This window comes from Desulfofundulus thermobenzoicus (genome assembly GCF_009428905.1).
Lineage (GTDB): Bacteria > Bacillota > Desulfotomaculia > Desulfotomaculales > Desulfovirgulaceae > Desulfofundulus_A > Desulfofundulus_A thermobenzoicus.
On record NZ_WHYR01000279.1, the window covers coordinates 1 to 380 of the forward strand.

The 380-nt window shown below is 43.9% G+C and carries 1 protein-coding gene; it reads right to left on the reverse strand.

The genetic code is table 11. The annotated features are described in order from the left end of the window. The coding region (locus GFC01_RS18630) for an SAM-dependent methyltransferase (protein WP_243137704.1) at positions 1 to 380 on the reverse strand (380 nt) is incomplete at both ends.

The window sequence follows — 380 nt, forward strand, 5'->3', positions numbered from 1 at the left end:
TCTAAATCCCCACGAATAAACTCTTCGAATTTTTTCGTCAGTTCTCTCGTAATTGCGATGTTCCGATTCCCCCACACTTCCTTCATTAAAGTCAGCGTTTCTTTTAACCGATGGGGCGCTTCATAGAAAATGATCGTTTCTTGACGTTTCTTCAAGGCTTCAAGCTGCTTTTTCTTTTCTTTTTTCTGACGGTCGAGAAAACCATAAAAGAAAAATGGCTGAGGCGCGATTCCTGATGCAATGAGTGCTGTTAGTGCAGCATTTGCGCCAGGTAACGGAATGACATAGCCTCCGATGCTAGTAAAATCTCGAACCACTTCAGCCCCTGGATCTGAAATCGTTGGTAAACCGGCATCACTCACAAGTGCGATACTTTTCCC